The organism is Prosthecomicrobium sp. N25, from assembly GCF_037203705.1.
GTDB lineage: Bacteria > Pseudomonadota > Alphaproteobacteria > Rhizobiales > Ancalomicrobiaceae > Prosthecodimorpha.
Genome location: NZ_JBBCAT010000003.1, coordinates 418,988 through 445,395, shown reverse-complemented (window position 1 = coordinate 445,395; position 26,408 = coordinate 418,988). Strand labels below are relative to the sequence as shown.

At 71.9% G+C, this 26,408-nt stretch carries 30 protein-coding genes; 9 read left to right on the top strand and 21 right to left on the bottom strand.

Translation table 11 applies throughout. The features are described from left to right. Positions 1-50 precede the first annotated feature (50 nt). The 10 genes from WBG79_RS21305 to WBG79_RS21260 all read right to left on the bottom strand — a co-directional run bounded on the left by WBG79_RS21305 (position 51) and on the right by WBG79_RS21260 (position 9,323). The gene (locus WBG79_RS21305) at positions 51-470 is read right to left on the bottom strand and encodes an organic hydroperoxide resistance protein (RefSeq protein ID WP_337359384.1); all 420 of its coding nucleotides are present in this window, start codon (positions 468-470) and stop codon (positions 51-53) included. 240 nt (positions 471-710) lie between these two features. Continuing rightward, on the bottom strand, positions 711-1,148 hold the full coding sequence (locus WBG79_RS21300) for a MarR family winged helix-turn-helix transcriptional regulator (protein WP_337359241.1): 438 nt from the start codon (positions 1,146-1,148) through the stop codon (positions 711-713). Between the two features lie 67 nt (positions 1,149-1,215). Beyond that, the gene (locus WBG79_RS21295; protein WP_337359240.1) at positions 1,216-1,902 is read right to left on the bottom strand and encodes a response regulator transcription factor; all 687 of its coding nucleotides are present in this window, start codon (positions 1,900-1,902) and stop codon (positions 1,216-1,218) included. Continuing rightward, a complete protein-coding gene (locus WBG79_RS21290; RefSeq protein ID WP_337359239.1) occupies positions 1,899-3,488 on the bottom strand; it encodes a sensor histidine kinase in 1,590 nt (529 codons plus the stop codon). The genes WBG79_RS21295 and WBG79_RS21290 overlap by 4 nt, the downstream gene beginning before the upstream one ends. 156 nt (positions 3,489-3,644) lie before the next feature. Then, the gene (locus WBG79_RS21285) at positions 3,645-3,851 is read right to left on the bottom strand and encodes a hypothetical protein (RefSeq protein ID WP_337359238.1); all 207 of its coding nucleotides are present in this window, start codon (positions 3,849-3,851) and stop codon (positions 3,645-3,647) included. A 484-nt stretch (positions 3,852-4,335) separates the two neighbouring features. After that, positions 4,336-5,142, bottom strand: coding sequence for a formylmethanofuran dehydrogenase subunit C (locus tag WBG79_RS21280; protein ID WP_337359237.1), 807 nt, complete (start codon positions 5,140-5,142; stop codon positions 4,336-4,338). Further along, positions 5,142-6,047 (bottom strand): formylmethanofuran--tetrahydromethanopterin N-formyltransferase, encoded by a 906-nt coding sequence (fhcD, locus tag WBG79_RS21275; protein ID WP_337359236.1) that lies wholly within the window; start codon positions 6,045-6,047, stop codon positions 5,142-5,144. Before fhcD ends, WBG79_RS21280 begins: the two co-directional genes overlap by 1 nt. Then, positions 6,035-7,669, bottom strand: coding sequence for a formylmethanofuran dehydrogenase subunit A (locus WBG79_RS21270; protein WP_337359235.1), 1,635 nt, complete (start codon positions 7,667-7,669; stop codon positions 6,035-6,037). Before WBG79_RS21270 ends, fhcD begins: the two co-directional genes overlap by 13 nt. Continuing rightward, positions 7,666-8,784, bottom strand: coding sequence for a hypothetical protein (locus WBG79_RS21265; RefSeq protein WP_337359234.1), 1,119 nt, complete (start codon positions 8,782-8,784; stop codon positions 7,666-7,668). The genes WBG79_RS21270 and WBG79_RS21265 overlap by 4 nt, the downstream gene beginning before the upstream one ends. Before the next feature lie 152 nt (positions 8,785-8,936). After that, positions 8,937-9,323: a 4a-hydroxytetrahydrobiopterin dehydratase gene (locus tag WBG79_RS21260; RefSeq protein WP_337359233.1), complete on the bottom strand. Its 387-nt coding sequence runs from the start codon at positions 9,321-9,323 to the stop codon at positions 8,937-8,939. Positions 9,324-9,419: 96 nt separating this feature from the next. Between WBG79_RS21260 and WBG79_RS21255 the strand changes: the two genes are divergently transcribed. The 7 genes from WBG79_RS21255 (at position 9,420) to fae (ending at position 15,875) form a co-directional block, all read left to right on the top strand. After that, the gene (locus WBG79_RS21255; RefSeq protein WP_337359232.1) at positions 9,420-10,406 is read left to right on the top strand and encodes a beta-ribofuranosylaminobenzene 5'-phosphate synthase family protein; all 987 of its coding nucleotides are present in this window, start codon (positions 9,420-9,422) and stop codon (positions 10,404-10,406) included. 33 nt (positions 10,407-10,439) lie between these two features. Then, entirely contained in the window at positions 10,440-11,333 is an 894-nt protein-coding gene (locus WBG79_RS21250) for an NAD(P)-dependent methylenetetrahydromethanopterin dehydrogenase (RefSeq protein WP_337359231.1), read from the top strand. Further along, complete coding sequence (locus WBG79_RS21245) at positions 11,326-12,468, top strand: ATP-grasp domain-containing protein (RefSeq protein ID WP_337359230.1); 1,143 nt, start codon at positions 11,326-11,328, stop codon at positions 12,466-12,468. The genes WBG79_RS21250 and WBG79_RS21245 overlap by 8 nt, the downstream gene beginning before the upstream one ends. A gap of 5 nt (positions 12,469-12,473) precedes the next feature. Then, the gene (gene mch, locus WBG79_RS21240) at positions 12,474-13,436 is read left to right on the top strand and encodes a methenyltetrahydromethanopterin cyclohydrolase (protein WP_337359229.1); all 963 of its coding nucleotides are present in this window, start codon (positions 12,474-12,476) and stop codon (positions 13,434-13,436) included. A 4-nt stretch (positions 13,437-13,440) separates the two neighbouring features. Beyond that, entirely contained in the window at positions 13,441-14,337 is an 897-nt protein-coding gene (locus WBG79_RS21235; protein WP_337359228.1) for an ATP-grasp domain-containing protein, read from the top strand. After that, complete coding sequence (locus tag WBG79_RS21230; RefSeq protein ID WP_337359227.1) at positions 14,334-15,161, top strand: triphosphoribosyl-dephospho-CoA synthase; 828 nt, start codon at positions 14,334-14,336, stop codon at positions 15,159-15,161. Before WBG79_RS21235 ends, WBG79_RS21230 begins: the two co-directional genes overlap by 4 nt. A 207-nt stretch (positions 15,162-15,368) precedes the next feature. Next, positions 15,369-15,875, top strand: a complete 507-nt coding sequence (gene fae, locus WBG79_RS21225; RefSeq protein WP_337359226.1) for a formaldehyde-activating enzyme — start codon at positions 15,369-15,371, stop codon at positions 15,873-15,875. Positions 15,876-16,103: 228 nt separating this feature from the next. Here fae and WBG79_RS21220 read toward each other — a convergent pair whose 3' ends face one another. Further along, a complete protein-coding gene (locus WBG79_RS21220; RefSeq protein ID WP_337359225.1) occupies positions 16,104-16,337 on the bottom strand; it encodes a hypothetical protein in 234 nt (77 codons plus the stop codon). Positions 16,338-16,570: 233 nt separating this feature from the next. After that, positions 16,571-17,266, bottom strand: coding sequence for a HisA/HisF-related TIM barrel protein (locus WBG79_RS21215; RefSeq protein WP_337359224.1), 696 nt, complete (start codon positions 17,264-17,266; stop codon positions 16,571-16,573). A gap of 28 nt (positions 17,267-17,294) precedes the next feature. Here WBG79_RS21215 and WBG79_RS21210 point away from each other — a divergent pair, with 28 nt between their 5' ends. After that, a complete protein-coding gene (locus WBG79_RS21210) occupies positions 17,295-18,332 on the top strand; it encodes a hydantoinase/oxoprolinase family protein (protein WP_337359223.1) in 1,038 nt (345 codons plus the stop codon). Between the two features lie 7 nt (positions 18,333-18,339). On the opposite strand, the gene WBG79_RS21205 is transcribed toward WBG79_RS21210, so the two are convergent. The 9 genes from WBG79_RS21205 to WBG79_RS21165 all read right to left on the bottom strand — a co-directional run bounded on the left by WBG79_RS21205 (position 18,340) and on the right by WBG79_RS21165 (position 25,056). Next, positions 18,340-19,302, bottom strand: coding sequence for a YVTN family beta-propeller repeat protein (locus tag WBG79_RS21205; RefSeq protein ID WP_337359222.1), 963 nt, complete (start codon positions 19,300-19,302; stop codon positions 18,340-18,342). Beyond that, complete coding sequence (locus WBG79_RS21200; RefSeq protein ID WP_337359221.1) at positions 19,302-19,841, bottom strand: SRPBCC family protein; 540 nt, start codon at positions 19,839-19,841, stop codon at positions 19,302-19,304. Before WBG79_RS21200 ends, WBG79_RS21205 begins: the two co-directional genes overlap by 1 nt. 20 nt (positions 19,842-19,861) lie before the next feature. Continuing rightward, positions 19,862-20,428, bottom strand: a complete 567-nt coding sequence (locus WBG79_RS21195) for a DUF447 domain-containing protein (RefSeq protein ID WP_337359220.1) — start codon at positions 20,426-20,428, stop codon at positions 19,862-19,864. Continuing rightward, positions 20,428-21,900 carry a DUF6513 domain-containing protein gene (locus tag WBG79_RS21190; protein ID WP_337359219.1) on the bottom strand — a complete coding sequence of 491 codons (1,473 nt, stop codon included), beginning with the start codon at positions 21,898-21,900 and terminating at the stop codon, positions 20,428-20,430. The genes WBG79_RS21195 and WBG79_RS21190 overlap by 1 nt, the downstream gene beginning before the upstream one ends. Positions 21,901-21,911: 11 nt before the next feature. Continuing rightward, positions 21,912-22,466 (bottom strand): flavoprotein, encoded by a 555-nt coding sequence (locus tag WBG79_RS21185; protein ID WP_337359218.1) that lies wholly within the window; start codon positions 22,464-22,466, stop codon positions 21,912-21,914. 4 nt (positions 22,467-22,470) lie between these two features. Continuing rightward, on the bottom strand, positions 22,471-23,103 hold the full coding sequence (locus tag WBG79_RS21180) for an amino acid kinase family protein (protein ID WP_337359217.1): 633 nt from the start codon (positions 23,101-23,103) through the stop codon (positions 22,471-22,473). A gap of 3 nt (positions 23,104-23,106) precedes the next feature. Continuing rightward, positions 23,107-23,802 (bottom strand): (5-formylfuran-3-yl)methyl phosphate synthase, encoded by a 696-nt coding sequence (locus WBG79_RS21175; RefSeq protein ID WP_337359216.1) that lies wholly within the window; start codon positions 23,800-23,802, stop codon positions 23,107-23,109. 103 nt (positions 23,803-23,905) lie between these two features. Beyond that, positions 23,906-24,451 (bottom strand): DUF3280 domain-containing protein, encoded by a 546-nt coding sequence (locus WBG79_RS21170; RefSeq protein ID WP_337359215.1) that lies wholly within the window; start codon positions 24,449-24,451, stop codon positions 23,906-23,908. Between the two features lie 29 nt (positions 24,452-24,480). Further along, entirely contained in the window at positions 24,481-25,056 is a 576-nt protein-coding gene (locus WBG79_RS21165) for a DUF3280 domain-containing protein (RefSeq protein WP_337359214.1), read from the bottom strand. 204 nt (positions 25,057-25,260) lie between these two features. Between WBG79_RS21165 and WBG79_RS21160 the strand changes: the two genes are divergently transcribed. Next, on the top strand, positions 25,261-26,400 hold the full coding sequence (locus WBG79_RS21160) for an ABC transporter substrate-binding protein (protein ID WP_337359213.1): 1,140 nt from the start codon (positions 25,261-25,263) through the stop codon (positions 26,398-26,400). Positions 26,401-26,408 lie beyond the last annotated feature (8 nt).

The following is a 26,408-nucleotide window of genomic DNA, read 5'->3' as shown; positions in this document are numbered from 1 at the left end:
GGCCCCGGTCCCGTCTTCGGCTTCGATGCGGCGTGAACCCGACCCGGCGGTCAGGCGACCGTGGTGCTCACCACGATGTTGCCGCGGGTGGCGTTGGAGTAGGGGCAGACCTGGTGGGCCTTGGCGACGAGATCTTCGGCCTTGGCCTTGTCGAGGCCTGGAATGGTGACGTGCAGCGCCACCTCGAGGCCGAAGCCGCCCGGGATCTGGCCGATGCCGACCGTCGCCTGCACGGAGGCGTCGTCCGGGATCTTCACCTTCTCCTTGCCGGCGACGAAGCGCAGGGCGCCGAGGTAGCAGGCCGAATAGCCGGCCGCGAAGAGCTGCTCCGGGTTCGTGGCCCCGGCCGCGCCCGGGCCGCCCATGTCCTTCGGCACGGAGAGATTCACGTCGAGCACCCCGTCGGAGCTGCGCGAGTGGCCTTCGCGGCCGCCCGTGGAGGTGGCCTGGGCCTTGTAGACGGGGGTGATGGTCTGGACCATGGGAAGTCTCCTCGTTTGATGTCTGATGATGCACAATTACATTGTGCACAATTGAAATGCAAGAGTGTATTGTCCCGTGGAAGACCTGGAGCAGGGGGCGGCCGAGGCAAGGGCTTGGCGCGGAGGCCCTCGCTTTGCTCCGGCCGGGAACGTGGGAGAGGGTGTGCCTGGATCCCGGAGGCCGGTGCCACCTCCTTCCCGGCTTGTCGCCGTCGAGGGGGCCGCCGCTCAGCCCGGTTCGCCCACCAGGCGGCGGCGGAGGGTCTTCAGGGCGTCCCGGAGGTCGCTCATGGCGCCGGGGTCGAGGCCCGTGGCGCAGCCGATCTGGCGGACGGCATCGGCGATCGGTCCGCGCAGGGCGTTGCCGGCCGGGGTAACGGTCACCCGGACCACGCGCTCGTCCGCCCGGTCCCGGCTGCGCCGCACGTAGCCGGCGGCCTCCAACCGTTTCAGGAGCGGCGTGAGGGTCCCGGAATCGAGCCCGAGTCGGTCGCCGATCGCCTTCACGGACAGGTCGCCGTTCTCCCAGAGCACCAGAAGAACGAGATATTGCGGATAGGTCAGGCCGAAGGACTCCAGATGCGGCTTGTAGGCCCGCGTCATCGCCTGCAGGGCCCCGTAGATGGAGAAGCAGAGCTGGTCGTCGAGGCGGGGCGGCTCGGTCATGCGCTCTTATATAGCGCACTATCGAACGAGGCCAGATCGCTCTGGTCCACGTTTCCGGCTGATCCCCTCACGCCTCGGCGCGGAACATGAAGCCGCGGCCGCGGACCGTCTCGATGAGCTGGCGGCCGGGCGGGGTGATGTCGCCGAGCTTGTGGCGGAGATAGCCCACGTAGACGTCGACGACGTTGAGCGACGCGCCGCCCTGGTCGGCCCAGAGGCGGTCGAAGATGTCGCCGCGCGAGACGGGGCGGCCCGGGGCGCGCATCAGGAGGATCAGCAGGGAGGCCTCGCGTTCGGTCAGGCGAGCCTCGGCCTCGCCGTAGCGGGCGATGCGGGTTTCCAGGTCGAGCGTCAGCGGGCCGCCGACGAGATAGCGGCTCGAGGGGACGGCCTCGGACCGGCGCAGGATGTGGGTCTTCAGGCGCGCGACCAGTTCGCCGAATGCGAAGGGCTTCACCACATAGTCGTCGGCGCCGGCTTCCAGGCCCTCGGCGCGCTCCGAGATGGCCGCCTTGGCGGAGAGCATGACGATGGGCATGCCGAAGCCGTCGGCGCGCAGGGACCGGCAGATCTCCAGGCCGGTGGTGTCCGGCAGCATGACGTCCAGGATCACCGCCTCGGGCGACAGGCGTCGGGCCTCGGGCAGCGCCGCGGCGCCGGTGTCCACGACGGCGACGTCGTAGCCCTCCTCGGCGAGGCCGCGCCTCAGGAGGGAGCCGATGTCCGGATCGTCCTCGATGACCAGAATCGTCATGCCGTTTCCTCGTTGCCGCCCTCGGCCACCGGCAGGCGGATCGTCACCACGGTGCCCCGTTCGCGCGCCGGTCCGATCGATATGGTGCCCCGGTGCCGGTCGATCACCCACTTGGCGAGCGACAGACCGATGCCGAAGCCGGTGCTCGAGCCCTCGCCGCGGTAGAAGCGCTCGAAGACGCGGGGCAGGTCCTCCGGGGCGATCCCCGAGCCCTCGTCGGCGACGACGAGGACCGCCTCGGCGCCTTCCGTCCAGGCTGAGAGCCGGATCGTGCTGCCGGCCGGCGAGTGCCGCACCGCATTGGCGATAAGGCCTTCCATGACCTGGCGCAACCAGTCCGGATCCGCCAGGACGCGCAGATCGGGGGGGACGTCGGTCTCGAGGCTCACGGCGGCCCGCTGGGCGAGCTTGCGGGCGTCGTCGACGGCCCCGGCGACCACGGCGGCGGCGGGGATCCGGTCGAGGTGGAGATCGATCTCGCCGGAATCGGAGCGGGCGATGCGGAGCAGGTCCTCCACGCGGCGATGCAGCTTCTGGGCGCGGGTGCGGATCGTCTGCAGGGCTTCGGCGGTCGGTGCCGCGGGGTCCCGCTCCAGGCGGCGGAGGGTCAGGTCGCATTCGCCGAGGATGACGGTCAGGGGCGTGCGCAGCTCGTGGCTGACGTCGGTGAAGAAGCGGCGGCGGGTCGCGTCGAGCGTGGCCAGGCGCTCGTTGGCGTGGCGCAGGTCGGCGGTGCGCTCCTCCACGGTCGTCTCCAGCCGGGCCCGGTCGGCGGCGACCCGGGCCTCTCGGCGCTCCAGGCGGGCGGCCATCCGGTTGAAGGCCGCCATGGCGAGGCTCAGCTCGTCTCGGCCGCTCACGGCGAGGCGCGTGCGCAGGTCGCCCCGCCCGATCGCGGCCGCCATGGCGGCCATGTCGGCGACGCGGGCCACCAGCGGCCGGGCGACGGCCTGGAAGAGCCAGGCGCCGAGCAGGAGGGCGACCACCACGGCGGCGCCCGCCAGGGCGGTGAGGCGCGCGCGCAGCGCGGCGGTGTTCTCCTGGATGCGGCTCGCGGTCCGGCGCTCGTCGTCCATGATGGCCGAGAGGTTGGGCGCGAAGGTCACCGCGAAGCCGTTGAGCGCGCCGCGGATCTGGTCGGCGGTCTCGGGCGAGGCGGCGGCGATCCGGTCGCCGATCTGCCTGTCCAGGACCTCGAAGCCGGCCCGCATGCGCGCCAGGATGCGGCCACGGTTGGCGGCGGCGGCCTTCTCCGCGTCGCTGCCCGCGGCCTCGATGCTCTCGGTGACGGCCCGCTCGATCGTCGAGAAGGCGTTGAGGACCGCGGACCGGGCCGGCTCCAGCCGCCGGGCGTCGGCGCCGCCGCGGCTGGCGGCGTCGAGAGCCGTGAAGGTGTAGTCGGAGATCTGTCCGGAGACGATGCTCCAGAGGTCGAGCCGGCGCTGGGCGGCGAGCGCGGCGCCGATCTGCGTCTCGGCCAGGTTCATGGCCCAGACCACGGCGCTGGCCGCCAGCACCGCCGACAAGGCGGCGGCGGCGGCGACGGCCGCGACCTTGAAGGCGACGGAGCGGAAAGAGACCTTCATCGAGCCCCCTGGCGGCCGGCCCTCGGGGGTCGACGCGCCGCGAAGGTGCAAGACGAGGCTCGCGAAGGGAAGCCCCCGCGCTTCCCGCGCGACCGGCTGCCGCGCCCGTCCGGCCGCGAAGGGGTCAGGCCGCGGCCGGGCGGGACGCGCAGGGGGTCAGATGCGGAAGCCCTCGCGGCCGGGAACGCCACAGCGCCAGCGGGCAACCTTCCATTTCGGGTGAGTCTGCGACCATTCCGCGATGATCGTCTGGGCGCCGATCATGCATTGCATGGGGGCGGTTTCTTCCATGCTGATGGTCAGCCTTTCCTCGCGGCAGTTTTCGGGCGAGGTCAGCAGGCATACGGCAAGAATGAGTTCCATGAGAATCGTCCGTCTCTCGGGTCCATTCAGTCGAGCCGGATCCCGGGTACGTCTCCGCCTATGCCGATCCTTGTTCTTCAGTGGCCGCGGACTTGCGCTCCCAGTGCCCGCTGCGTCAACACGACGCCGCGGGTACGCACGACACCGCTGGCTCGCTCCTCTACGCAAGCCCCGTGCCAGTGTTCCGAGTTGGCTGATCCGCGGGAGGCAACACCGCGTGCGTGGGCAGAGTTCCTGAAGGCCGGTGCACCGGAGGGGACCGACGATCCGCCGCGCGGCGGGAAAATCGAAATTCCAGCTATGGCTTGGGAGCGGGCATGGCCCGGCGTTCACAATCTCGTGAGGCCGTCGTCGTCATCCGGCGGTTCCGAATGCGGATTTACGCAACTGAACGCAGCATCAGAGCGATTGTGCACTGCACAACGGCATCTGCCCAAAACCGCGGCAGGTTGACGCGGGTAGCCTGGGTCGGCCGGACGGGCGGTCAGCGGCTCGCGAGCAGGATCTCGCCCTTGCCGAGGGCGGCCATGTCGCCGCGCAGGCGCTCGGCCCGACGCGGCACGAGCGACGCGGCTTCGGGCAGGGTCGCGGCGAGGTGGCGCGCGAAGAGGCCGAGGAAGGGCAATTCGTAGCCGCCGGAGGGCACGAAGGTCGGGCCCAGATCGCCGACGGTGGCGGCGATCAGGGTGCCGCGCTTCATCAGCGTGCCGGGACGATCGCCGAGCGCGGCGGTCAGGATCGTGCCGCCCGCCATCCGGCTTCCGGGGTGGGGGCCGGTGCCGCCGAGGACGACGACGAGGCCGCGCTTCATCCGATCACCGGTGCGTTCTCCGGTCCGGCCGCGGACGAGCAGGATGCCGCCGTCCTGGCCCGCCATCGCGCCGTGCAGCGCGCCGCCGGCGAAATCGCCCGCGTCGCCGCCGATCGCCAGGGTGCCGCCCGTCATCCCGGCGCCGGCGCGGTGTCCGGCATCGCCCTCCACCGTGAGGGTCCCGCCCTTCATGCCGCGCCCGGCCTCCAGGCCGACGGACCCGGCGACGCGGATCGAGCCCGACTCGAGGCCCATGCCGACCCGGTCGAGGCGCGGCGAGCCGCCCTCTATGCGGATCTCCGAAGGGTCGTCGCCGGCGATCGCGAAGACGTCGCCGAGGCGGAGGCCGGCGGCCGTGGTGCCGACCGGGATCGCGGCGATGGCGGCGGCGGACAGGCCCGCGAGGGCGGCCGGGGTGACGGCGGAGAGGTCGAGCCGCTCGGGCGGTTCGCCGAGGAGCCGGAGGGTCAGCGCGGCCATCAGACGAGGTCCCTCAGATGGAAGTGATGGCGACCGAGGTTGCCGCCGTAGTTTCCCGCGGAGATCCGGGTGATGCCCTTGGCCGGCCCGAACGCGCAGGCCGCATGGACGGCGCGGCGCATGGACTCCTTGATGGCCTCGAAGGAGAGCCCGTCCATGACGAGTTCCATCACGCACTCGGTGTCCGGGTCGAGGGCCGAGCCGGGGTCGCCGCGCAGGACCGGGCAGTAGGCGTTGTTGGTGGAGGCGATCATGCCCTTGTACTTGGAGCCGACCTTGGAGCCGGAACGGACGATCCCGCCGGGGAAGGGCAGGATCACGTCCGGCACCGTCGAGGCGGCCTCCACGGCCGCTTCCGAGGCGGCCAGCACCTCGGCGTGGCTGCGGCCGAGAATCAGCACGTTGCCGCCGCCGATGGCGCTCTCGGAGAGGCCGGTCATGTGCTCGATCAGGAACTCGCCGTCCATCACGGGCACGCGCCAGTAGCGCGTCCGGCCGAGGCGCTTGGCGATCTGGTTGCCATCGCCGAAATAGCGCAGCGTCGCACCGAGCTTCAGCTTCTTCGTGCCGTCCATGCCGGAGAAGCAGGCCGAGCCGGGGCTGGTCAGGACGCACTGGCCGACACGGTTCTGCAACTGCGTCTGCAGGCCGCCGCCGTCGAAGCCGAAGATCAGGACGCGGAAGCCGGGCCGGCCGTCGGGCGTCTCCTCGGGGGAGAGCGCCCGGTCGATGCCGGCCTCGCAGCCGCAGGCGATGACGGAGGTGGCGAAGCCCGTCATGGTGCGCGCGGCGATCTCGGCCCACTTGGCGGTCGGCGCGGTCACGACGACGCCGGTCGCCGCCATATCGAAGGCCTCGGCGAAGCCGTCGTCGATGCGGACCCCGTTGAGGCTCAGTTCAGACATGGCTCGACCTTGAAGACATGGCGCTCGCCGAAGGCCTCGTCGGGAACCGCGAAGGCGTCCCGGCCGACCCCGTAGCGGTCGACGAGGTAGTCGCCCATGGCGCGGTCCATGAGGGTGTCGTAGCCCGGGGCGAGCGTGTGGGTGCGGCCGAAGATCCAGCCGGTGCAGCGGCCGTCGCGGACCGCGACCCGGCCGTCCTTGAGGACGAGGCGGGCCTTGGAGAACATGGCGGAGCGGTCGGCGAGGTCGTCGTAGACGGCGACGTCCGCCACGGCACCCGGCTTCAGGTGGCCTCGGTCGTGGAGGCCGAGGAGCCGGGCCGGGGCGGCACGGGTCATGATGGCGATCTCGGCCAGCGTGTACTCGCGCTCGAGCGCGGCGAGGCCGGTGCGCTTGCGCGCCTCCTCGGGCATCGCCTCGATCCAGCGGTTGCGTTCGCCGCGGTCCATCAGGAGATGGATGATCTGCGGATAGCTGGTGAAGGGCCCGCCGTTCGGGTGGTCGGTCGTCATCAGGACCCGCCAGGGGTCGGGCGAGAGCAGGAACAGCTCCATGCCGATCGCCCACTGGAGCTGGTTGATCCAACTCTTGCGCCGGTAGTCGATCGGCACGATGCCGCCGCCCTCGGCGTCGCCGTCCACGAGCGCCCACTTCTTCGGGCTCGCGTAGGGGTGGCCAGCATATTGCTTCATGATATCGAGCGAGATGGTCACGGTCGGGCCGAACATGACCTGCCCGACGTCGACGGAGACGTTCGGGTGCTCGGCGATGGCGGCCGCGATGGCCTCGGCTCCGGAGCGGAAGCCGCCGGCCGGGTCGGCAAGGTATGAGTAGAACTGGACGTGGGCGAGGTGCATGCGTCGCCCTTCGGCGGCCTGCATGGTGGCCCGCACGGTGTCGGGGGCGCCCGGGACGCCGAGATTGTTGCAGTGGACGTGGAGCGGATGCGGCACGCCGATGTCGGCGGCGGCGTCCAGCAGTGCCGTCACGATCTCGCGCGAGGTGACGCCGTAGTGGGGCACCACGTCGTCGAAGTCGAAGGCGCGCAGGTTCGACTTGAAGGCCGGCGCGCCCCCGGCGTTGATCACCTTGAGGCCGAGGCCGCGGCTGTTCTTCAGGGCATACGCGACCGCGTCGCGCACGGCGGTGCGGCCCTCGCGGCGGCGCAGGAGGTCGAGCAGGGCATCGTCGTTGCCGACGACCGTCAGCGCGCCCTTGTCGATGACGGGGAGGTCGCAGAGCTCCAGGTGGGTCTGCAGCGCGTGGGTGGGCGGCAGCGCCGGCTCGATGACGGTGGTGAAGCCCATCTCGGCGTAGAGCCGACCGGTTTCCCAGGTCGACCAGCCGGCCGTCGCGAAGGGCATGCCGGCAGGGGCGGGCGCCTCGTTGGCGTGCAGTTCCGGCAGGAGCAGGCGCGACAGGGTGACGTTGCCGCCGGCGATGTGGCTGTGCACGTCGACGGCGCCGGCCATGACGATCCGTCCGGAGACGTCGAGGGTCTCGACGGGTTCGCCGGGGTCGGGCGCGGCGACGATCCGGCCGTCGCGCACGAAGACGTCCCGGACGGCGTCGAGGGTCTGGGTCGGGTCGATCACCCGGCCGCCGGCGAGGCGGAGGATCATGCGGCGGCTCCCAGCGCGGAGGCCTCGGCGAGGCGGGCGAGGACGGCGGCGGCGGACGGCCGCGCGGACGGCGCGATCGCGGGCACGAAGGCGAAGCCGTCGCGCTCGGCGCCGTAGAGCGTCGCCCCGTGATCGACACCCGGAACGCCGACCTCGATGGTCACGGCGGCGTCCGCTGCGATCCCGGGCGCGACGAGCGCGACCGTGCGGTCGCGCGGCGCCCAGGCGGGCAGCGGCGGTCCGAGCGGGGCGACCCACAGGAGGGCGTCGGCCTCGCCCGAGACCACGAGGCGCTCGGCCTCGAAGCGCCAGTCGTCGTATTCCGGGTAGCCCCGGCCGAAGCCTAGGCGGAGCGGCATGCCGGTCGACCAGGCGGACACGATGGTGGCGATGCGCCCGCCGAGCGGGGGCGGGGCGGGCAGGGTGGTGAAGCGGGTCGCGGCGTTCAGGTCCTTGGCGAGGCCCTGCAGCATCTCGATGCCGAGGGGATCGAACTCGGCCGGGTCGTAGACGAGGACGCCGAAGCGGCAGCCCTTCAGGAGGTCGGCGGCGGTCCGCAGTTCGGCGGGGCTCGGGCCGGCGGCGCCGAGCGGGCCGAGCGCGCGCCCGGCGACCAGGGCGCGAAGCGCGCCGGCGAGGCGATCGACCCGCGTCGGATCGGCGTCCAGCGACATCACCGAGGTGGTCGCGGTGCCGAGTTCGTTGGGGTGCTTGCCGCCGATGGCGAGGGTCAGGACGGTGCGCTCGGTGCGCCAGGGATAGAGCGGATGGGCGTCGTCGAAAAGGCCAACGGAGGCCGCGTAGGCGACCGCGCCGGGGCCGGCGAGGAGCACGAGGTCGGCCCGGTGCCGCGCCTCGGCAGGCGTCGTGTTCATCTGGCCGGTGTCGGCGAAGACACGCATCTCGTCGGCGAGCACGCGGCCGGCCGCATGGTCGATCGCGCCCCTCAGACGCGCGGCCAGATCGAGGGCGGCGCGCAGGCCGTCGACATCGGTGCCGAGGCCGGCCACCACGGGAAAGCGTGCGGAACGGAGGATGCCGGCGGCTCGCGCAACAGCGCTCCCCGGGTCCGCCGGGGCAGGCACCGCCGGGCCCAAGTCATTCTCGGACGACACGTTTCCTCCTGATCTTCTTAAGGGCCCAAGGATGTCACCCCACCGGTCCGAAATGCAAGTCGCGCCGCAGGTGCGGAAGGCGCAGAAAGCCTCGCCCGGCGCCGAGACAACTCGACGCAGTACGCAAATTCGTTCTTATGGAATTCTCAGGATCAGTCGTCGTCGTACTTGATGTAGCTGAAGCGCAGGTCCTTGCGGGGCGTGCCCTCCAGGCCCTTGCCCTCGAGGCCGGGCTGCCACATGACCACCTCCTCGATCTTGGCGGCGAGCGCGAAGTCCTTGTCGGTGATGCCGCGCGCGGCGTGGTTCATGAGGCGGACCTCCACCCAGGCATAGGAGGCGGTGAGGTCCGGGTGATGCCACGCGGCCTCGGCCAGGTGGCCGACGGTGTTGATCACCATCAGGGTGCCCTTCCAGCTGGACGTCTTGTAGGTGCGGCGAATCCAGCCGTCCTCCAGGCGCCACGTGGGCAGTTCGGCCGCGAGGCGGGCCGTCACCTCGTCGTCCGTGTAGGTTCGTTCCTTGGAACGTTCGGTCATCGTTGCGATTCCCCCTGTGAGAGGCCAAACTCGCAGCCCTCGTCCGGCGCATCCGTCCGGACCACCCGAGTCCTGTCCGGTCAACTAGGGGGCGGCATGGCGCGCGTCCAGACGCGGGCGGAGGCGGTCCGCGTGACCGCGCCCGCGCGCCTGCATATCGGTTTCCTCGACCTCAACGGCGACCTCGGACGCCGATTCGGCTCCATCGGGCTGGCGGTCGACCGGCCGGCCGCGACGGTGAGGATCCGGCGCGCGGAGGTCCCGAGCGTGTCGGGGGCGGAGGTCATGCGGGCGCACCGCTACCTGAAGGCCGCCTGCGACGCACTCGGCCTGCCGATGCGGCACGAGCTGGTGGTGGCCGGGACGATCCCGCCGCATGCGGGCTTCGGCTCGGGCACGCAGCTCGCGCTGGCGATCGGCGCGGCGGTGGCGCGGCTGGAGGGCCTGCCCTTCGAGGCCGGCGCCATGGCGGCGCGGCTCGACCGTGGTGCCCGATCGGGAATCGGGGTCGCGGCCTTCGAGACCGGGGGCTTCGTCCTCGACGGCGGCAAGGGGCCGGGCGACCGGCCGCCGCCGATCGTCGCGAGGCTCCCCTATCCGGAGGACTGGCGAATCGTGCTGGTGCTCGACGAGGCCGTGGACGGGGTGCACGGAGAGGCCGAGACGGCGGCGTTCCGCGCCCTGCCGCGGTTTCCGGCGGAGGATGCGGCGCATCTGTGCCGAGTCGTCCTGATGCGCATGCTGCCCGCGCTCGCCGATCGCGACCTCGCCGCCTTCGGGGCGGCCGTCTCGGAGGTGCAGGCCCGGCTCGGCGATCATTTCGCCCCCGCGCAGGGGGGCGGGCGCTTCACCTCGGCGCGCGTCGGGGCGGCGTGCCGGGCCCTCGAGGCGGCAGGGGCGGCGGGGATCGGGCAGAGTTCGTGGGGCCCCACCGGCTTCGCGCTCTTCGGCTCCGAGGCGGAGGCGGAGCGGGCGGTCGCTGGACTTGCGGTGAATGACCGCACGCCGGACGGTTTGTATTTCGTCGTGGCGAGGGGCAGAAACCACGGTGCGCGCATCGAGGCGGAGCCGGACGGGGGGTGACCCGCCGCTCCCGCCCAAAGGGAGCCCCGGGACATGGCCAAGAACATCCTGCACATGCTGACGCCGCTCAAGCACATGAGCCCGTTCGACGTGAACATGGCGGCGGACGCCGGCTACGACGTGCTGGCGACCTACACGTCCGTCACGCCCGAGGAGGTGCGCGGCCTCGTCCAAGACGCCATCTTCTCGCGCTCGCCCGCCGATGCCGTCCGGCAGGGCATCTTCTTCGCCGGCAAGAACGCCATCGCGGCACTCGACATGATGAAGACGGCCGAGAACAGCCTCGTGCCGCCGTTCCTGGTCAACCTCATGGCCGATCCGGCCGGCTCCTTCACGACCGCGGCCGGCATGGTGGCCTGCGCGGCGAAGCTCCTGGAGACCAAGTTCCAGACCACCTTCAAGGGCAAGACCGTGGTCATCTACGGCGGCACGGGCGTGGTCGCCTTCTCGGCGGCGGTGATCGCCGCCCAGGAGGGCGCCAAGGTGAAGCTCGTCGGCTATGACGGCACCAAGCGCGTGGGCGGCATCGCGGCCGACATGAAGGCCCGGTTCGGCGTCGACGTGGAGCCGGCCGACGGGTCGAGCCCGGAGAAGAACGCCGCGCTGGCGATCGACGCCGAGGTGCTGTTCGCCGCCGGCCCCGCGGGCGTGCAGATCCTCGATGCCGAGCAGGTGGCGGCCGCCAAGTCGCTGCTGATCGCCGCCGACGTCAATGCCGTGCCGCCCCCTGGTGTGCACGGGGTCGACGTCTTCGCCAACGGCGACCCGCTCGGCTTCGGCCAGGCGGTAGGACTCGGCGCGCTCGCCATCGGCAATGTCAAGTACCAGGCGCAGCACCGCCTCCTGAAGCGGATGATCACCACGAGCGAGCCGCTCGTCCTGGACTTCCGCCACGCCTATGACGAGGCGCGGGCCTTCATTGGCTGACGCTTCGGGATCCGGCGCATCCGTCCTGATCGCGGCGCAGTCGGGCCGCGCGCTCGCGGCGGCGGCGCGGCGGGCCGGCTACGTGCCGCTGGTCGCCGACCTCTTCGCCGACCTCGACACCAGGGCGCTCGCGGCGGCGGCGGTCGCGGTGGAGGGGGCCTTGCGGACCGGCTTTCGCCGGCGCTCGCTCCTGGCGGCGCTCGAACGGCTGGCCGCGGGCGCCCCGTCGCCGCCGATCGGGCTCGTGCTCGGCTCCGGCTTCGAGGACCGGCCGGGGCTGATCGCCCGCCTGGCGGCGCGGTTCCGGCTCCTCGGATCCGGCGCGGAGGCGGTGCGGGCCGCCAAGGATCCGTTCCGCCTCGCCGCCCTGGCGCAGGACTTCGGCATCCCGATGCCGCGCGTCGCCGCCGCGGTGCCGGAGGGCGGGCGCTGGCTCGTCAAGCGGATCGGCGGGTCCGGGGGCGTGCACGTGCGGCCGGCGCGGCGGGCGGGGCCGCTCGCGGCCGGGCATTACGCGGCCGAGTTCGCGGAGGGCGAGCCGGTTTCTCTCAGCTTCGTGGCGGGCCCAGACGGCGTCCGGTCGATCGGCTTCTGCAGCCAGTGGCCGGATCCCAAGCCCGGAAGGCCCTGGCGGTTCGGCGGCATCGCGGGGCCGATCGTCCTCGACCCGGCGCTGGCGGCCGAGATCGAAGCGAAGGTGGAGCGTCTCGCCCGGGCGCTCGGCCTCCTCGGCCTCGCGAGCGCCGACATGCTCCTCGACGACCGGTCCTGGAGGCTTCTGGAGATCAATCCGCGGCCAGGGGCGTCGCTGCCGGTGCTCGATTGCGGCGATCTGCCGCTCTTCGAGGCGCAGGTCCGTTCATGCAACGGACAATCCTTTGATTTACATACGAATTCTGGGCCCGTGCAGGGCGCCGCGGTGGTCTATGCGGATGCGGACCTTGCTGCGGTGCGTGAAGCCGAGTGGCCCGACTGGGTGTTCGATAGGCCCGAGCCGGGATCCGCGGTCGCCGCACACGATCCCATCGCGACGGTGATCTCGACGGGCGGGACTTTGGGAGAGGTCCGCGCCCGACTGGAGGAGAGGTCCCGGGCGGTCCGTCGACTGGCGGGCGAGAGGCCCTTGGGGGGATGACGAGAATGGATGGAATTTCCACGAAGCCGAGCGTGAACGGGCTCGCGCGCGGATTGGTCGACGGATTCGCCGCGGACGCGGTCGAACTCCGCGCCCGGGTGTATGAGGGGCCGCTGGGGTGCCGCCTCGTCGACGCCGGGGCGACGGTGAGGGGCGGAATCGAGGCGGGCCGCCGACTCGCCGAGATCTGCATGGGCGGCCTGGGGCAGGTCGCTATCGTCCCCTCGGTGACGACCCCGCGCTGGCCGACGGCGATCCGGGTCGGCGCCGCCGACCCGGTGATCGCGTGCCTGGGCAGCCAGTATGCCGGCTGGAGCCTGTCGGACGGCGACTGGTTCGCGCTCGGCTCGGGCCCGGCGCGGGCGATCTACGCCAAGGAGCACATCTACGAGGACATCGGCTATTCGGACCGGGCCGACACGGCCGCGCTGGTGCTGGAGACTGCCGCGCCGCCGCCCGAGGCCGTGGTGCGGACGGTGGCCGAGTCGACCGGCGTCGCCCCGACGGCGCTGACCTTCCTGTACGCCCCGACGCAGAGCCTCGCCGGGTCGACCCAGGTGGTGGCGCGGGTGCTCGAGGTGGCGCTGCACAAGGTCCACGCGCTCGGCTTCCCGATGGGGCGGGTGGTCGACGGGGTCGGCGTCGCGCCGCTGGCGCCGCCGTCACCGGACTTCGTCACCGCCATGGGTCGGACGAACGACGCCATCATCTACGGCGGCTTCGTGCATCTCTTCGTCGAAGGACCGGACGACGAGGCGAGAGACCTCGCCCACAAGCTGCCGAGTTCGGGCTCCCGGGACTACGGATCGCCCTTCGCGCAGGTCTTCTCCCGTTTCGGGGGCGATTTCTACGCCATCGACTCGATGCTCTTCTCCCCGGCCGCGGTCGTCGTCTCGTCGTTGGAGTCGGGCATGAGCCACAGGGCCGGGGCCATCGCGGAGGGGCTCCTCGACGCCTCCTTCGGCTGATCCCATGGCGGAGATCCTCGACCGGGCGGTGGTTTTCGCGGACGGGCGCGACTGGCACGTCCGCGGCCTCATCGCGGGGTTCGAGCGGCGCGGGGTCCCGGCCGACATCGTGCCGCTGGAACGCGTCGGCTTCCGCACCGGGGCGGGCGGCGACCCGATCCGCATTCCCGGCTACGACGGCCGTCTGCCGCGCGCCGCCTTCGTGCGGACGATCTCGGGCGGCAGCTTCGAGGCGGTGACGGTGCGGCTCGGGGTCCTGCACGGCCTGGCCGCCGCCGGGGTGACGGTCTGGAACCGGCCGCGCGCGATCGAGGCCTGCGTCGACAAGTCGATGACGAGCCTCCTGGTGGCCCGCGCCGGGCTGCCCACGCCGGAGACCTGGGTGACCGAGGATGCGGCCGCTGCGGCGGCAGTCCTGGCGGAGGCCGGCGGGCCGCTGGTCCTCAAGCCGCTCTTCGGGGCGCAGGGGAAGGGCCTGCGCCTCATCGAGACGGCGGCCGACCTGCCCGGGCCCGAGGGGGTCGCAGGGGTCTACTACCTGCAGCGCTTCGTCGCCGCCCCAGGCGGGTTCCGGGACTACCGCGTGTTCGTCTCCGGCGGGGCGGTGGTGGCGGGGATGCGGCGGCACGGCGAGACCTGGATCACCAACGTCCACCAGGGCGGCCGTCCGGAGGCCTGGACGCCGGACCGGCGGGCGGCGGACTTGGCGCTGGCGGCGACGGAGGTGGTCGGGGCGGACGTTGCCGGGGTCGACTTGGTCGAGGCGGCGGGCGGTTCCTACCTGGTGCTGGAAGTCAACAGCATGCCGGCTTGGTCGGGGCTGCAGTCGGTCGCCTCGGTCGACATCGCCGATCGGGTGGCCGGCGACCTGGCGCGGGCGGCGTTCGGGGTGGGCGGATGAGCGGGCTCGGCGCGGCGGCGATCGCGGCGGCGTTCCGGGCGGCGTGCCTGGACGAACTTCAGGCGCTGAAGCCCGGCAACGTGCATGTCCACGCGGCCGGACACCGGATGACGGTGCGCGACTTTGAAGCGAGCGCCGAGGCGGCTGCCCCGCACGTGGCGGCCCGGGGCGCCAGCGTCGGGGCGCGCATCCTCGGCGCCATGCGGGCGACCTGGGCGGCGGTCGGCCAGAACACCAACCTCGGCATCCTGCTGCTCGCCGGTCCGCTGGCCGCGGCCGCGGAGCGCGGCGGCGAGCCGTGGGTGGCGATCGCAGAGGTGCTCGCGGGTCTCGACGCGCGGGACGCGGAAGACGTCTTCGCGGCGATCCGGCTGGCAGATCCGGGCGGGCTCGGCGCGGTGCCGGAGCACGACGTGCGGGGACCGGCGGGCGACCTCCTGGCCGCCATGGCGGCGGCGGCAGACCGCGATTCGATCGCCCGGCAGTATGCCACCGGCTTCCGCGACATCCGGATCGTCGGGCTGCCGGCGCTCGATGCCGCGGTCGCGCGGTCCGGCTTCGGTCCGCAGGCCGTGACGGAGACCTACCTCGCCTTCCTGGCGGCCTTCCCGGACAGCCACGTGTTGCGCAAGCACGGCGCCGAAACGGCCGAGGAGATCCGGCGCGAGGCCTCGCGCCTGCGCGAAACTGTCGCAACGTCAGAGGCGCGCGTCATCCTGTTGCAGACGGATTCCGCTTGGAAGAGCCGGGGGATAAACCCCGGCACCTCCGCGGACCTGACGGTTGCGACGATTTTGCACCGGAGAATGTGGCAGAATACGTGAAAACCCGTATGTGGGCTCTCTTGCCGCCCGTCATGGCGCGGATTAGGCTCCGCACCGTCTGGGAATTACCGCGCTATCTGGCGAACCGGTTCGGAGGCTCCCTCTTCACGATGGGGTACCGGGCGCTGACAACAAGGATAGGCGGGGGGCCGTGTCACGGGAGTTGCCTCTGGCGCGGAAACCGGGTTTGTACTGGGAGGTTTACAGATGGCGAAAATCAATAAGGTGATGGTCGGCGAGGCGCTCGTCGGCGATGGGAACGAAATCGCACACATCGACCTGCTGGTCGGACCGCGCAACAGCGCTGCCGAGACGGCGTTCTGCAACAGCCTGACCAACAACAAGGACGGCTTCACGTCGCTCCTCGCGGTCATCGCGCCGAACCTGCCGTGCAAGCCGAACACCTTGATGTTCAACAAGGTGACGATCAAGGGCGCCAAGCAGGCCGTGCAGATGTTCGGCCCCGCGCAGTATGCGGTGGCCAAGGCCGTGCAGGACTGCGTCGCCGACGGCACGATCCCGGCCGACGAGGCCGACGACGTGTACGTCCTGGTCGGCGTGTTCATCCACTGGGAAGCCGAGGACGACGCCAAGATCCAGTCGTTCAACTACGAGGCCACGAAGCTCGCTCTGAAGCGCGCCGTCGCCGGCGAGCCGAAGGCCGCTGACGTCACCGCGAAGCGCGACTCCGTGAAGCATCCCTTCGGGGCTTAGACAGGAAACCACCCTGGGCAGCCGGAAACCCCGGCGATGCCGCGGGGGCTGCTCCAGCGGTTGGTTGCCAAGTTCTTCGGAAAGTGAAGGACCGGATTCGGGGACGGCAAGGGTGCCGTCCCCGTTTTCGTTTCAGCCCCCGGCTTCGGAGGTCGCACCCCGGGATGCCGCCACGGCACCGGGGACAGGGAACCGGCGCGGAGCCTTGCGGAACGGGTCGATCCGGCCTCACCGCGGCGCGGTCGTGCGCTTCGCCGGGCGGGATGCCGCGGGCGCCGGCTTCGGGGCAGGAGAAGCCTTCACGGCGTTCCCCGTGGCCGGAGCCGGGCGTGGCTTGTTGTAGTAGCCGTTGAGGACCCGATAGAACTCCTCGCGCTCCGCCATGTCCTCCTGGTCCGCCCGGGCAGCCGAAACGGCTCCGAGCAGCACCATGGCGGCGGCCGCGAACTTGGCAATCGACATGTCTGACTCCTTTTCCTCCGGCACTGATATTTCGGCCGGTCACGGTCAGGAAGGCTCAAGCGTTGCCTTAAGTAAAGAGAATATTTGATGATTTCACGCTGCATGCACGTGCAGTCCGGTTCACTCCTGATGATTTCCTGGGCAATTGCCGCGAATGCGGCACCGCTGTCTGCAACTATATCGTTTCAGTTCAAAGAATCCGCCACTGTTTCCATCTCAGAAATGTCAGTTGACTAACTTAATGCCAGGGCGTCGAGGTCCGTAGGTGTTATGCGGCCTTCATGGAGCGCCGTGGCCACCAGGGCACCGGACACGCGCAGGTCGGCGAGAGCCTCCAGGTCGGCCCGGTCGCGGACGCCGCCTGCCGCCCACAGCCGAACGTCCGCGGCCCGCCGACGCATCTCCGCCAGCCTGTCGCGGTCCGGGCCGGCGCCGCTGCCGACCCGGGCGAGGGTCATGACGATCACGTCCTCGGGCCACAGGCCGGGGTCCTCCCGCAGGGCCGGCGGGCCCTGGAAGGCGTCGCCGCGGAAGTCAAGCGACAGTACGGCGCCCGGCCCGAGGCGGCGCGCGAGGCCCGTGTCGCGCTGGCTCTCGCTGCCGACGACGAGACGCGCCCTGTGTCGCGCGAGCCAGGCGCGGCAGGCGGTTTCCTCGGAGAGGCCGTTGTCGACCCAGAACTCGACGCCCGGAAAGGCCGCGCCCAGCGCCGCGACGGTCGAATCGTTCCGGTCCCGGCCCTCGATGCCGTCGAGGTCGGCGATGTAGAGGCGACGGAAGGCGTGCAGTGCCATGAGGCCGCGGGCGACGCCGAGCGGCTCGGGGGAGGGCGAGAGAGGCGTGACGATCGGCGCATAGCTGTGCCGGTCGCCGCGGCTGGCGCGGACGACCAGCCCGTGCTTCAGATCCAGGACGGGAACGATCTCCAAGGCATCTCTCCGGTCGGGAGGCATCAGGGTGGCATCGGACGGGGGCGCCGGGCAAGGCCGGCGCATCGGTTGGGACATCGGCGGCGCGCACCTCAAGGCGGCGCTCGCGGTCGGGGGGCGAATTGCCGCCGTGGTGCAGGAGCCCTGCCCGCTGTGGCAAGGCCTGCCGCACCTGGACGCCGCCTTCGCGGCCATCCTGGGGCGGCTCGGACCGGCGGACAGTCATGCCGCCACCATGACGGGCGAACTCGTCGACCTGTTCTCGAGCCGGGCCGAGGGTGTCGCGAGCCTTGCCGCCCGCGCGGCGGCGCATCTGGGCGGGGCGGTGGCGATCTACGGCGGCCGGGCCGGCTGGCTAGCGCCGGAGGCCGCCGGGGGCCGGGCCGAGGACGTCGCCTCGGCCAACTGGCATGCGACCGCCGCGCTCACCGGCGCCCGCATCGGGGACGGGCTCCTGGTCGACATGGGATCGACCACGACCGACATCATCCCGATCCGGGCGGGACGCCCGGCGGCGCGCGGCTACACGGACGCGGAGCGGCTTTCGGGCGGCGAGCTCGTCTATACGGGCCTGACCCGCACGCCCCTGATGGCGCTCGCCGCGGAGGTGCCCTTCGGCGGGCGCCGCCTCGGCGTGATGGCCGAGTATTTCGCGACCGCGGCGGATGCCTGGCGGGTGCTCGGCGTCCTGCCGGAGGGTGTCGACCAGCATCCGACCGCGGACGGCCGGGGCAAGTCGGCCGCCGAGAGCCGGCTGCGCCTGTCGCGCATGATCGGGGTGGACGTCGCGGCCGCCGACGAGGCGGCCTGGCGGGGCCTCGCCGCGGTCTTCGCGGAGCGGCAGGTCCGGCTCGTGCAGGACGGCTGCCTGCTGGCGGAATCCGGAGTGCCGGGCGGCGGCGTCGGCCCGGTCATCGCCTGCGGGATCGGGCGGGCGGTGGTCGGCGAAGTCGCGCGGCGGCTCGGGCGGACCGTGGCGGCTTTCGAGGACCTGGTCCCGGCGGACGGGGAGGCGGCGCCCTGGACGGGCTCCTGCGCGCCGGCGGTCGCCATGGCGCTCCTCTGACGCGCGACTATCGGGGGGTGGCGCGCACGAAGGCCCCGAAGGCGCGCGGGCCGTCGCCGACCTTGACGGCCGCGATCCGCTTCAGGGTCTCGGCGTCGATCACCGACAGGGTGTTGGAGAACCAGTCGGCGACCAGGATCCGGCGTCCGTCCGGCGTCGCCGCGATGCCCTCCGGGTATTCGCCGCCGTAGTCGAGGCGGGCGATCGGTTTCAGGTCGGCGGTCGAGAAGACCGAGATCGTGTCGCCGTGCTGGTCGGTCACGAAGGCGCGGCCGCCGGCCAGCGCAACCGCGTAGGGCGTGTTGCCGACCGGCACGCGGGCGATCTCGCGGGCGGCCGGAATGTCGATCACCGAGACGTCGTTGGAGCCGACATTCGCCGTGTAGGCCCTTGCCCCATCTGCCGAGACGGTGACCCCGAAGGGTCGGGTGCCGACCTTGACGGTGGCCACCGCGCGGGCCGCCGCGGCGTCGACGATCGACACCTGGTCGGAATCGCGGTCGGCGGTGAGGACCAGCCGGCCGTCCGGGGTCGGGGCGATCCCCGAGGGGCTCTCGCCGACGGAGATCTCGGCCGTCACGGTGCCGGCGTCCGGGTCCACCGCGACGAGGCGGTGGGCGTACCAGTCGGCGACGTAGACGGGCCTGCCCGAGGGGTGGACCGCGACCCCGAGCGGGCCGCCGGTCAGCTGGATCCGACGTGAGACCGTGCGGGCCGCCGTGTCCACCACGGTCAGGACCTTGGACTCCGGGCTCGTCACGTAGGCGCGGGCGCCGTCGGGCGAGACCGCGATCCCGGCCGGCTTGCCGCCGATCGGGATCGTCGCCACGGGCTTCAGGCTGTCGAGGTCGACGACCGTCAGGTCGTCGCTGCCCTGGTTCGTCACGAAGGCCTCGTCGGCGCCTGCGGGGGCCGCCGCCGCGAGCCCTGCCGCGACCGCCAGGGCGAGGCCCCGGGCGCGGGCGGCCATCAGCTGCCGCTCTCGACCTTCTTCTTCAGGGCCTCCAGGCCGGACTTGTAGACGCCCGTGATGGCCTTGATGGCGGCCTCGTCGCTCAGCTCCGGCGGCGGATCGTTGTTGGGGAAGCCGCGGTAGAAGGCGCCGCGCCACTCGACCTTCGACTTGCCGCCCTCTTCGGTCACGGCGATTCGCGAGGTGTAGTTGGTCACGGGCAGGACCTTCACGTCCTCCTTGGTGATCCGGTAGCTGTAGTTCATGCCCGGGCCGTCATACTTCTCGAGGGTCTCCTCGGGGATGACGGGGCCGCCCTGGAGCGTCAGGGTGCGGGTGGCGTTGACGTCGTTGCCGCCCTTGCCCTCCTGCTTGGCGACGGCCGGGTGCCAGCTCATGTCCTGGAAGTTGCCGATCACGGACCAGACCTTGGCGGCCGGGGCGTTGATCTCGATGGTCTCGGTCACCTTCTGGCGGGTCGGCCCGTGGGCGTCAGCCATCGTGACGCCGGTCAGCAGGGCGCCGGCAGCGAGGGCGGTCAGCAGGACATGCTTCATGGTTTCCTCCGGTTGCGTCTTCAGGACAGGCCGGCGAAATGGGCCTCGATCTTCTCGACGATCCAGGTCCAGGCTTCTCGCTCGGCCTCGCCCGCGGTCTTGCCGATGGCGATATCCAGATATTTCAGCTCGGCTTCGATCTTATCTCTCGGCAGCATGTGAAGGCGAGTGGACAAAATGGCCGCCTCCAGCACCGCCGCCTGGGCGCGGTTGAAGCCCGCGAAGGGCTTGTGCGCCGCCTCGTGGACGACCCCGCAGCGGAACCGCGGCCTGGTCTCGTCGTCCGTGGCCTCGAGGACCTGCAACTCGATGTGGCCGAAGCAGTCGGCGAGCCGCATGCCGTCGACCTTGTCGGCCTGCACCATCGGCCAGTCGCGGCGGCCGGTTACGTGACCGGCGACGACGCGCATGTCGGTCGGCCCGGAGGCGACCGCGAAGGGGTGGCGGCGCAGGTTGTCGATGGCCGGGGAGGGGCGGAAGGGGGCGAGCACCCAGAGCTCCGCCTCGCGGATCAGACCGTAGGGGGCGACGTGCCAAGTGTCGTCGGCGTTCTTCGTGGCGACCACGGTCTCCAGGATGAAGGGCATCAGTCCGCGTCCTCTCCGGGGTCCACGGCCGGCTCCGCGCCGGGCTCGCTTCGCTTTTTCCTGGTCGCCAAGGTGTGGCCCGCGGCTTTCAGGCGGGTCAAGTCCTCCTCCTTGCGGTCCCATGCCGCGCCCCAGTCGATGGGCTCGTCCTGGGCGTAGCGCTTGCCCAAACGGAAGGCGGTCTCGGCCTTGGCGAGTTCGGCGCCGAGGTAGAAGGCGTGGCTGCCGTCGGCCTCCACGCCCAGATGCGGAAAGGCGTCGAGGGCCTCGCGGGCGACCACGTGGACGTCCCGGTTGTAGACGTGGACGCCGTCCTCGACGACCTCGATGCGGTAGTTCCTGTCCCGGACCGCGGCGGCGTTGGCGGCGACGCCCTCCGGCGTGTTGGCGTAGGGCTTGCGGTCGTGGACGGTGGCGAGCCGGCCGCCGTAGCCCTTCGGCAGGGCACCGTCGTGCCGGGCGGCGAAGAGGATGCGGCGGGCCGCGTCGTGCTCCTCGATGGTGCGCCGGGTGTGGGGGCTGACCTGCACGACCAATACGTTGCGGATGGCGAGTTCGGAGGCGATGCCGAGCAGCGTCATGGTGATGCCCGAGGTGTCGGCCTCGGTCAGCTCGGTGAGGTTGCCGGTGCCCATCAGCATCTCGGCCGCGGGCATGCGGCGGCGGAACTCGTGGTAGCGGACGATCGAGGCGGTGAAGCCGAAGTGGATGGGGTCGAGGATCGGGTCGGCCATGTAGGGCAGGCCCCAGGCCTCCATGCGCTCGGCGGCGCGCACCAGGCTGTCGAGGTCGCCGGGGCGGGCGGGCACCAGGACCGGCACGGCGGGGACGTCGCGGGCGTGGTCGAGCGTGTCCTCGTTGAGGCTCAGCAGAAAATCGCAGCCCGCGCGCGCGCCGGTCAGGAGCTCGGCCAGGTCGGCGCTGTCGACGCTGACCGCGATGCCCTCGGCCTTCAGCGCCCTCACGCAGTCGGCGAGGTGGGGGAAGGGGGTGTCGGGCAGGCAGCCGAGGTCGACGACGTCGGCTCCGGCGGCGACGAGGCCCTTCGCCTTGGCGACCACGCCGGCGACGTCCAGATCCGGGGCGTCGACGATCTCGGCGAAGATCCTGAGATCGTGGCGCGAGAGGTCAGGCTCGCGGGCGCCGCGGCCGAAGAAGGCCGGCAGGTCGACGATCTCGTCCGGTCCGCGCTCCACCGGCACGCCGAAATGGGCCGAGAGGGCCGCGAGGTCGGCGCGGCAGCGGCCAGGCACGACGATGCGGGTGGTGCCCTCCGGCGGCTTCACGCGGCGGCGGATGATGTCCTCGGTCATCAGGGCGGCGACCTTCACGCCGACGTCGGCGACCTGCCACTGGAAGGTCGCGCCGCCCGGTCCCCGGCCGCCGATCTCGGCCAGCGTCTTCTCGAGCCGCGGGCGGGCGAGGTGGCCGGTGAGGAGCAGGATGCGGTCGGGGCGCGGCTCGTCGCTCATGGGGCTGGACCCTAGCCCTGGCCGGCCGCCTTCAGGGCGGCGTCCACGGCCGCCTCGAGATCGGGCAGGGTCTCGACGACGGTCGTGTATTCGAACCCCTTGAGCCGCTCGGTGTTCTCCAGGTCGATCCGGCGCGGATAGACCTTGACCCAGCCCGAGGGCGCCTCGGTGTCCATCTCGGGGGCGGTGTCGCAGGCGAAGACGATAGAGGGCACGCGGCACTTGCCGGCCTGGGCGAAGACGTTGGTGGCGAGCGTGTCGGAGATGCCGCAGACCGCCTTGGCGACCGTGTTGGATGTCGCGGGGGCGACCACGAGAGCGTGGTACTGGCCCTTGTAGAAGTTGCCGACCGGCGCGGCGCTGGCGGTGGTGTCCTTGAAGATCCGGGTGTCGGCGGGCAGGAGCTCGAACTCCTTGCGGTACATGCGGATCACCTCGGCGGCCGCCTTGGTGACGAAGATGTCAAGGTGGGGCACGCGGCGCATGACCGTCAGGCACTCGACGAAATAGTGGCCGGAGCCGGTCAGCGCCCATCCGAGCCGCGGTGTCACGACGTCCTTCGCCACGCTCTCAATCCCTCGCTCGCCGGAGTTCCGTCCCGATCGCGGCCGCCGGGTCGCCGATCGCCTGTCCGAGCCGCCGGTGGTCGGCCGGGCCGAGGAGGCGGACTATACCGGAATAGCCCGCGAGGAAAGCCGGGAAGGCCTGGTCCAGATAGCCGCGCCCGATGAGGCCGTCCAGGTCGGCGCCCGGGGACGGCTCCGCCGACTTCACCAGGAGGAGCGCCGCCGCCCCGATCCCGGCGGCGAGGTGCAGGGCGAGGCTGTCGGAGGTGACGGCCCAGGATTCCGGGATGGCCGGGTCGCCGGCCCGGAGCGCGGCCGGTTGCCAGAGCACGGGGGCGCCGGCGGCGAGCGCCGTCCAGACCTCGGCCGGGGCGGCGGCGAGCCGGAAGGTGGGGCGCAGTTCGGCGACGAACTCGGCGAAATGGCCCATGGCGTCGAGCGCCAGGCGGTGCGCGAGGCCCTCGGAGAAGCCGAGGCGGTGCTGGGCGGCGCGGACGGCGTCCGCGAAAAGGCCGCCGCCGCAGACGATCGCGACCGGGCGGCGGGCGGCGGCGATCGCGTCGAGCAGGACCGACAGGTTGGCGCCCGTCATCAAGCTACCGCCGAGCTTGACCACGACGGGGGCGGCGGCGGGCATCGGTCAGGCGGCGGGGCGGGGGGCGGCGACGGCCCCGAGCCGCGCGGCGGCGTCGGCCACCGCGTCGCGCCGCAGCGGGCGGCGACGGTCGAGGCCCTCGCAGAGGCCGCCGCGGAAGCCGAGCAGATCGGCGCCGAGCGGGGCGAGGCGATCGATGTCGGACACCCGCAGGGAGCCGGCGAGGCCTGCCATGAGGCCGTGGCGCCGGGCGAGAGCCACGAATTCGGCGAGGCGATCGAGGCCCATGAGCGTGAGAAGGCCGCCGGCCTTGCCGGCCGTGTCGAGCATCATCCCGGCGAAGCCGGCCTCGGCCGCGGCCGGCACGAGGGCGAGATCCGGGTTGCGATCGGCGAGGAGCACGCCGACCAGCCTGGCCTGCGGTGCGAGCGCGCGGCCCAGGTCGGCGACCAGGCGCGCCCGGCCGGGGCCGGGAAAGAGGCCGACCTTGACCATGTCGACGCCCGTCCCGGCGACCCGGGCGGCGGCGTCCAGGGCGGCCCCGGGGTCTTCGTGATCGCCGATCACGGCGGTGACGGTGCGCCGGCCGGCAACGGCGGCGACGATGGCCCGGATCGTCGCCTCCGGCAGGGCCCCGAGCGCGCCGGCGGCGGGATCCTTGGCGTCGATCAGGTCGGCGCCGGCGTCGAGCGCCAGGATGGCCTCGGCCGGGTCGGCGACGCTGACGAGGAGCTTGGGCATGGGTCACCTTCGAGTGCGGGCCGGCACCCTAGCGGAGGGGCGCCGGCCCGGGAAGGCGGGCGCCGGAATGTCGCAGGCCCGACCGGCCGCGGCCCGGCGCGCCTCACCGCCCCGAGGACAGGGGATGTTCCATCAGCCGGTTCTTGACGAGGTAGCGCATGCCGCGCAGCCACATCTCGTCGGAATTCGTGCGGATATCGGCCGAGTAGAGGCGGAGGCGCTCCCCCGTGCGGGCGTCGCGGACCGAGAGGTTCAGGTTCAGGATGAGGTTCGAGACCTTCTGGACCCAGCCCGAGACGGAGAGGTCGGCGCCGGCCTCGCGGGCGAGATCCGCCTCGCAGCCGTTGCACTTGTAGAGTGGCGCCTTCTCGGCGAGCTTCGCGGCGACGGGCGCGAGGTCGACGAACGCGACGTCCGGGTCGGCCTCGGCGATCAGCCGGCGGGCCTCGTCGGTCACCAGGCGCAGGCGCGCGGTCTCGTCAGCGCGCTCGCCGCGCAGCTCGCCCTCCAGGCTGGTGTCCTCGAGCTCGAACAGGAAGAGCGCGACCTTGACCTTGGCGGCCGCCGCCGAACTCGGGGCGAGCCCGGCCAGCGCGAGGGCAACGGCGAGGAGGGCCGAACGCAGGGCGGCGGCGAGCATGGTCGGCATGGTATGTCCTTGCGAATGGGGGAGGGGCGTCAAGGCGCCCGGGCGAGCGGGGGCTCGGCGAAGCGGTTGCGGAAGAGCCAGCGGACGCCGCGGACCCACATCTCGTCGGTGTCGCCGTTGACGTCGACGCTCATGGTGCGCACCACCGTGTCGGCGGCGACGTCCCGGACCGCGATGTCGATATGGACGAGGACCGGCGTCAGCTTCTGGACCTTGCCGAGCACCGCGAAGTCCGCGCCGGCCTCGCGGGCGAGGTCGGCGTCGCAGCCGTTGCACTTGTGGAGGGGGGCGGCGTCCTTCAGCTTCTCCGCCATCGGGGCGAGGTCGACGACCGCCTGGTCGCCCTTCTCGGCCACCAGGCGGCGCAGCTCCGCGGTGGCGAGGCCGAGGCGGCGCCGGTCGTCCTCGGCGAGGCGGTTGTTGCCCTGGAGCATGGCGGCGCCGGCCGCGGTCATGCCGGTCGGGTCGGCGGGCATGCCGCCCGAAGCGAGCTCGAAGTCGAAGATCGCCAGCCTGGGTCTCTCGGCCGCGGCAATCGGCCACGCCGCCAGCAGCGCGGCGGCGGCGGCCGAGATTCTGAGGCTCCTAAGAAGCGGTCCGGCCATGGCGGGGGAGACTCCGGGCGACGGGCGGCGGTTCCGCCCCTCCGGACCATGCTAGCGCGCTCCCGTCGACCAGCAAGCCCATGTGGGACTTATGATTTTCTTAGCGGATTGTCGTTGTCAGGCGGTCGGCCGCTGCTAGGGTCCGCCACCAGAAGAGCAATCGGGAGGACCAGGATGGCATCGTCCGGGAGACGGCCCGCCGCCATGGCGGCTGTCGCGGCGTTCCTTTGGGCCGGCCCCGCCGCGGCGGCCGAGCTCACGGTCGGAATCATTTCGCAGAAGCCACCGCCGCCGCCGATCTACGACCAGGACCCGCTGCCGGAGGACCACGGCATCGCCGGGGGTCGGCTCGCCGTGCGCGATTCCAACACCACCGGCCGGCTCGTCGGGCAGAGCTTCAAGCTCGAGGAGGTGGTCATCGAGGAGGACGGCGACCCGGTCGCGGCCTTCGCGGAGCTGACCGCCAAGGGCTTGCAGTTCATCGTCCTCAACCTGCCGGCCGACAAGGTGCTGAAGGTCTCGGACGCGGCGAAGGGCAAGGAGATCACGCTCTTCAACGCCGGTGCGCAGGAGGATGCGCTGCGCGGCGAGAACTGCCGGGACAACGTCATGCACGTGGCGCCCAGCCGCTCGATGCTGACGGATTCGCTCGCGCAGTACCTGGTCTGGAAGCGCTGGCGCAACTGGCTCGTCATCTACGGACCGCATCCGGGCGACCAGGCCTATCTGGGCGAGGTGCGGCGGGCGGCGAAGAAGTTCGCCGGCAAAATTGTCGCCGAGAAGGAGTGGACCTTCGGACCGGACGGCCGGCGCACGGCGCAGCAGGAGGTGCCGCTCCTGACGCAGGGGCTCTCCTACGACGTGGTGGTGATCGCCGACGAGGTCGGCGAGTTCGGCGACTATGTCGAGTTCCACACCTGGGACCCGCGGCCGACTTCCGGCACGCAGGGCCTGACCCCGACGACCTGGCACCCGCAGGCGGAGCAGCACGGGGCGGTGCAGCTCAACAACCGCTTCAAGCGCCTCGCCAACCGGCCCATGACGGCGCTCGACTTCAACGTCTGGATGGCGGTCCGGACCGTGACCGAGACGGCGCCCCGGGTGAAGTCGGTCGACTACAAGCCGATCGTCGACTACATCCGCGGCCCCTCCTTCGAACTCGCGGCGTTCAAGGGCGTGGGATTGACGTTCCGGGACTGGGACTGGCAGCTCCGTCAGCCGATCCTGCTCGCCCAGCCCGCCGCGCTCGTGTCGATGTCGCCGCAGCCGGGGTTCCTGCACCAGCGCACGCCCCTCGACACGCTGGGCACCGACAAGCCCGAATCCAAGTGCAAGCTCAAGTGACGACCCGC

Excerpts from the sequence above, each read along its gene's own strand:
- WBG79_RS21190 (WP_337359219.1), bottom strand. The coding sequence starts at position 21,900 with ATGAGCGACGAGCCGCGCCCCGACCGCATCCTGCTCCTCACCGGCCAC.
- WBG79_RS21250 (WP_337359231.1), top strand. The coding sequence starts at position 10,440 with ATGGCCAAGAACATCCTGCACATGCTGACGCCGCTCAAGCACATGAGC.
- WBG79_RS21165 (WP_337359214.1), bottom strand. The coding sequence starts at position 25,056 with ATGGCCGGACCGCTTCTTAGGAGCCTCAGAATCTCGGCCGCCGCCGCC.
- WBG79_RS21255 (WP_337359232.1), top strand. The coding sequence starts at position 9,420 with ATGGCGCGCGTCCAGACGCGGGCGGAGGCGGTCCGCGTGACCGCGCCC.
- mch (WP_337359229.1), top strand. The coding sequence starts at position 12,474 with ATGGATGGAATTTCCACGAAGCCGAGCGTGAACGGGCTCGCGCGCGGA.
- WBG79_RS21280 (WP_337359237.1), bottom strand. The coding sequence starts at position 5,142 with ATGGCCGCGCTGACCCTCCGGCTCCTCGGCGAACCGCCCGAGCGGCTC.
- WBG79_RS21295 (WP_337359240.1), bottom strand. The coding sequence starts at position 1,902 with ATGACGATTCTGGTCATCGAGGACGATCCGGACATCGGCTCCCTCCTG.
- WBG79_RS21290 (WP_337359239.1), bottom strand. The coding sequence starts at position 3,488 with ATGAAGGTCTCTTTCCGCTCCGTCGCCTTCAAGGTCGCGGCCGTCGCC.
- WBG79_RS21205 (WP_337359222.1), bottom strand. The coding sequence starts at position 19,302 with ATGGCCGCCCGCGCCCGGGGCCTCGCCCTGGCGGTCGCGGCAGGGCTC.
- WBG79_RS21200 (WP_337359221.1), bottom strand. The coding sequence starts at position 19,841 with ATGAAGCATGTCCTGCTGACCGCCCTCGCTGCCGGCGCCCTGCTGACC.
- fhcD (WP_337359236.1), bottom strand. The coding sequence starts at position 6,047 with ATGTCTGAACTGAGCCTCAACGGGGTCCGCATCGACGACGGCTTCGCC.
- WBG79_RS21270 (WP_337359235.1), bottom strand. The coding sequence starts at position 7,669 with ATGATCCTCCGCCTCGCCGGCGGCCGGGTGATCGACCCGACCCAGACC.
- WBG79_RS21170 (WP_337359215.1), bottom strand. The coding sequence starts at position 24,451 with ATGCCGACCATGCTCGCCGCCGCCCTGCGTTCGGCCCTCCTCGCCGTT.
- WBG79_RS21195 (WP_337359220.1), bottom strand. The coding sequence starts at position 20,428 with ATGCCCTTCATCCTGGAGACCGTGGTCGCCACGAAGAACGCCGACGAC.
- fae (WP_337359226.1), top strand. The coding sequence starts at position 15,369 with ATGGCGAAAATCAATAAGGTGATGGTCGGCGAGGCGCTCGTCGGCGAT.
- WBG79_RS21160 (WP_337359213.1), top strand. The coding sequence starts at position 25,261 with ATGGCGGCTGTCGCGGCGTTCCTTTGGGCCGGCCCCGCCGCGGCGGCC.
- WBG79_RS21235 (WP_337359228.1), top strand. The coding sequence starts at position 13,441 with ATGGCGGAGATCCTCGACCGGGCGGTGGTTTTCGCGGACGGGCGCGAC.
- WBG79_RS21285 (WP_337359238.1), bottom strand. The coding sequence starts at position 3,851 with ATGGAACTCATTCTTGCCGTATGCCTGCTGACCTCGCCCGAAAACTGC.
- WBG79_RS21220 (WP_337359225.1), bottom strand. The coding sequence starts at position 16,337 with ATGTCGATTGCCAAGTTCGCGGCCGCCGCCATGGTGCTGCTCGGAGCC.
- WBG79_RS21230 (WP_337359227.1), top strand. The coding sequence starts at position 14,334 with ATGAGCGGGCTCGGCGCGGCGGCGATCGCGGCGGCGTTCCGGGCGGCG.
- WBG79_RS21300 (WP_337359241.1), bottom strand. The coding sequence starts at position 1,148 with ATGACCGAGCCGCCCCGCCTCGACGACCAGCTCTGCTTCTCCATCTAC.
- WBG79_RS21175 (WP_337359216.1), bottom strand. The coding sequence starts at position 23,802 with ATGCCCAAGCTCCTCGTCAGCGTCGCCGACCCGGCCGAGGCCATCCTG.
- WBG79_RS21260 (WP_337359233.1), bottom strand. The coding sequence starts at position 9,323 with ATGACCGAACGTTCCAAGGAACGAACCTACACGGACGACGAGGTGACG.
- WBG79_RS21180 (WP_337359217.1), bottom strand. The coding sequence starts at position 23,103 with ATGCCCGCCGCCGCCCCCGTCGTGGTCAAGCTCGGCGGTAGCTTGATG.